Source organism: Methylobacterium tarhaniae, from assembly GCF_001043955.1.
Lineage (GTDB): Bacteria > Pseudomonadota > Alphaproteobacteria > Rhizobiales > Beijerinckiaceae > Methylobacterium > Methylobacterium tarhaniae.
Window position 1 is genome coordinate 1 of sequence record NZ_LABZ01000254.1, and the last position, 3,899, is coordinate 3,899.

The window sequence follows — 3,899 nt, forward strand, 5'->3', positions numbered from 1 at the left end:
GATGCCGCCCGGGCGGCATCGACGGCCAGGATCAGCGCGCTCATCGTGCGGATATCGGTGGAATGCGCCCGGGCGTGGCGCACCACGTCGACGACGAGCCCGTCGATCTCGACCGCCAGGGCATCGAGAGCGGCCGGGTCCTGCGTCGCCCGCGCCTCGATCAGGATGGCGAGCAGGCGGTCGAGGACGGCGTCGATGCGGGCGCGCTGCTCGCGGGCGAGGCGCTGGCCGAGCCAGGCCACCGCCGAGCCGAGGCCACCGCCGAAGAACGCCACCAGGTAGACCCAGTCCTCGTAGCGCTGCAGGAAGGTCTGCTGCTCGCGCTCGTAATAGTCGACCGCACCGGGATGGATCGGCAGGCGGGCGCTGGTCGCCTCGGCGGCGCTGTCGAAGTCCGGCGCCTTCATCAGGTTGGCGGTCGGCACCATCGCGGCGAGGCGCGAGCGCAGCTCGAACAGGTGCTGAGTCACGCTCGCGGCGGTGTCGCGGCTCAAGGAGGCCCGGGCCATCAGCCGGTAGGAGGCGCCCACCGTCTTCACGTCGTCGTCCGGCCGCTTCGGGCGGCCCCCGAAGGTGCCGGCCGCGATGGTCACGGCCTGCAACTCGGGCAGGCGCTGCATGATCGCCTCGCCGTCGGGAATCGCCACGATCGTCGCGCCGTGGCCGGGCGAGGCCGCCTCCACCGCCTGCACCACCCGCGCGGCGGGCTTGGAGGACGGCGCCGCGATCACCGCGGCGGCGTCGATCCGGTGCTCGGCCAAGGCCGCCGCCACCTCGGATGCCCGCATCGGCACCACCGCGACGCTGCCGGCCGCCGCCGGCAGCGCTCCTCCCGGATCGGCCGGGGCCGGCGCGGCGCCGGCCTGAGCCGGCGTCAGGGCGTAGTAGGCGAGCAGATTCGTGACCAGAGGCTGGTCGGCGCCGTGATGGGCGACGAGGCCGAGCCGCTTGCCGGCGAGGTCCGGGAAGGTCTGGATGCCGGAATCGAGGGGGGCGGCCACGATCAGGGCCTCGTCGTGCAGCACGGCCAGCGTCAGGCCGTTCTCGGGCAGGCGCACGTCGGGCCGCACCACCGCGAGGTCGGCCCGGCCGCTCTGCAAAGCCGCGGCGCTGTCGCGCACGTCGTCGTAAGGAACCACCTCCAGGCGTATATCCTCGCGGGCGCGGGCGAGCGCGTCGGCATAGGCCTGGATCAGGTGCGACTCGACGCGGTCCCGCGGCCCGACCGCGACCCGCAGGGTCGTCGGCCGCGACAGGTAGAGCACCGCGCCGGCCACCGCCCCCAGGGCGAGGGCGACCAGGAGGAAGAAGGATTCACGCTTGTGCAGAAACGCCGGCATCACCCCTCGCGCGGGCCCGGGACGGAGGCCCCCGCCGGGACGGAGGCGATCCGGGACGGTACCGATGAACCCGGCCGCGATGGCGGTTTGAGGGCGGCGCGGCCGATCACGCCGGCCTACCTCGAACGCGCCGCCCTCTACTATCTGGAGCGCTACGGCGCCTCCGCCGAGATGCTGCGCCGGGTGCTGAAGCGCCGGGTCGAGACCCGCTGCCGCCTGCGCGGCGAGGCGCCGGAGGATTTCTCGGAGATGGTCGAGGCGGTGGTGGCGCGGGCGCTGGGCGCGGGCCTCGTCGACGATGCCGCCTTCGCTGCCGCCAAGGTGCGCTCCTTGCGCCGCCGCGGCGGCTCGGCGCGGGCGATCGGCGCCAAGCTCGCCGCCAAGGGCGTCGACCGCGAGGTCGTCGGCGCGGCTCTGGCCGAAGAAGAGGATGGCGGCGAGGACGAGGCCGCCTTCGCCTATGCCAGGCGCCGCCGCCTCGGGCCGTACCGCGTGCCGGCTGCCCGGGCCGCCGCGCGCGAGCGCGACCTCGCCGCGATGGCGCGGGCGGGATTCGCGCTCGCCCTCGCCCGCCGGGTGATCGATGCGGAGACGGAGGATGACCTGACGGACCGGTGACCTACCTGTGGGCATGAGCGGGCGCCGGGACGGCTCCGCCGCATTCCAATCCACGGGAGACGAGCATGAACCGCAAGGCGAGCGCCGTTTGGCAGGGCAGCGGCAAGGACGGCAAGGGCCAGCTGACCACCCAGTCCGGTGTGCTGTCGAGCAATCCCTACGGCTTCAACACCCGCTTCGAGAACGAGCCGGGCACCAACCCCGAGGAGCTGATCGCCGCGGCGCATGCGGGCTGCTTCACCATGGCGCTGGCCTTCCAGCTCCAGGGCGCCGGCTTCACTGCCGACGAGCTGCGCACCGAGTCGGTGGTGACCCTGGAGAAGGACGGCGACGGCTTCACCATCACCCAGTCGGCCCTGACCCTGACCGCGAAGATCCCGGGCATCGATCAGGCGAAGTTCGACGAGCTCGCCGGCATCGCCGAGAAGAACTGCCCGGTCTCGAAGGTACTCAACGCCAAGATCAGCCTGAAGGCGACGCTTCAGGGCTGACGGCGCGGCGGGGTGCGCCCGGCCGGAGCCGGGCGCACTCGCCTCACAGCATGCTGGGCAGGATCCGGTCCGGTGGCCGGTGGCCGTCGAGGAAGGTCTTGATGTTGATGATGACCTTCTCGCCCATGTCGACGCGGCTCTCGTGGGTGGCCGAGCCCATATGGGGCAGGAGCACGACCTTGCCGGCGCGCGCGAGCTTGACGAGGCGCGGGCTCACCGCCGGCTCCTGCTCGAACACGTCGAGGCCGGCCCCCGCGATGTCGCCGACCTCGATCAGCCGGGCGAGCGCGGTCTCGTCGATCACCTCGCCGCGGGCGGTATTGACCACCACCGCCTCGGGCTTGAGCAGCTTCAGGCGCCGGGCCGAGAGCAGGTGGTAGGTGGCCGGCGTGTGCGGGCAGTTGACCGACACGATGTCGACCCGCGCCAGCATCTGGTCGAGGGATTCCCAGTAGGTCGCCTCGAGCTCGCTCTCGATCCGGGCCCCGACCCGACGGCGGTTGTGGTAGTGGATGGAGAGGCCGAACGCCTTGGCGCGGCGCGCCAGCGCCTGGCCGATGCGGCCCATGCCGACGATGCCGAGGCGCTTGCCGGTGATGCGGCGCCCGAGCATCCAGGTCGGCGACCAGCCGCCGGACCAGGCATCGTCCGGGATGATCCGCGCGCCCTCGGTGACCCGGCGCGCGACCGAGAGGATCAGCGCCATGGTCATGTCGGCGGTGTCCTCGGTCAGCACGCCCGGCGTGTTGGTGACCGTGATGCCGCGCTGGAGCGCCACCCCGACGTCGATGTGGTCGACGCCGTTGCCGAAATTGGCGATCAGGCGCAGATTCGGTCCGGCCTGGGCGAGGAGCGAGGCGTCGATCTCGTCCGTGACCGTCGGCACCAGCACGTCGGCCTCCTGCAGGGCCTGCGCCAGGGCCCCACCGGTGAGCGGCGTGTCCTCGTGGTTGAGGCGTGCGTCGAACAATTCGCGCATCCGCGTCTCCACGACGTCCGGCAGACGCCGGGTGACCACCACGAGCGGCTTGCGCTTCAACGACATGATCCCTCCCCTGCCGCGGGCGGGCTCCTGCCTGCCCGCGCGGCACCGACACGCGATACGGACGCCCGCGCCATACGATATGCGACGCGGTGGCCCGGCGAAAAGCCCCGCCTTGGTGCGGGCCACAGGCGTCGTTACGGCCCGTTAACCATGCTCCGGCGATAGGGACCGGTACGCAATCCTCGATCCGGCCGGGGGCCGACGCCCGGCGGCCTCTCTAGCAGAGGCCAACTGGAAGACAATCCGCGCCGCTGCCCCAGCGCCGCCGGATGGGAGACCGATCGTGATGCTTCGTCCGCGCCTCGTCGCCCTTATGTCCTCGGCCATCGTGATGCTGGCCGGCCTGGGCTCCCCCGCCGTTGCGGCGCCCCCGGCTCCCGCCACCAATCCCGCCCCCGGCGAGAT

4 protein-coding genes are annotated in these 3,899 nt (G+C 72.6%); 2 read left to right on the forward strand and 2 right to left on the reverse strand.

The features are described 5' to 3' along the window. On the reverse strand, window positions 1-1,340 hold a 1,340-nt coding region (locus VQ03_RS27530; protein WP_048454114.1), incomplete at its 3' end, for a TAXI family TRAP transporter solute-binding subunit. Window positions 1,341-1,427: 87 nt separating this feature from the next. On the opposite strand from VQ03_RS27530, the gene VQ03_RS27535 reads away from it, so the two are divergent. Both VQ03_RS27535 and VQ03_RS27540 read left to right on the forward strand, forming a co-directional pair. After that, complete coding sequence (locus tag VQ03_RS27535; RefSeq protein ID WP_245292216.1) at window positions 1,428-1,958, forward strand: regulatory protein RecX; 531 nt, start codon at window positions 1,428-1,430, stop codon at window positions 1,956-1,958. Between the two features lie 65 nt (window positions 1,959-2,023). Then, window positions 2,024-2,449 (forward strand): OsmC family protein, encoded by a 426-nt coding sequence (locus VQ03_RS27540; protein WP_048454112.1) that lies wholly within the window; start codon window positions 2,024-2,026, stop codon window positions 2,447-2,449. A gap of 43 nt (window positions 2,450-2,492) precedes the next feature. Here VQ03_RS27540 and VQ03_RS27545 read toward each other — a convergent pair whose 3' ends face one another. After that, window positions 2,493-3,497 (reverse strand): 2-hydroxyacid dehydrogenase, encoded by a 1,005-nt coding sequence (locus VQ03_RS27545; RefSeq protein WP_425350102.1) that lies wholly within the window; start codon window positions 3,495-3,497, stop codon window positions 2,493-2,495. Window positions 3,498-3,899 lie beyond the last annotated feature (402 nt).

Excerpts from the sequence above, each read along its gene's own strand:
- VQ03_RS27540 (WP_048454112.1), top strand. The coding sequence starts at position 2,024 with ATGAACCGCAAGGCGAGCGCCGTTTGGCAGGGCAGCGGCAAGGACGGC.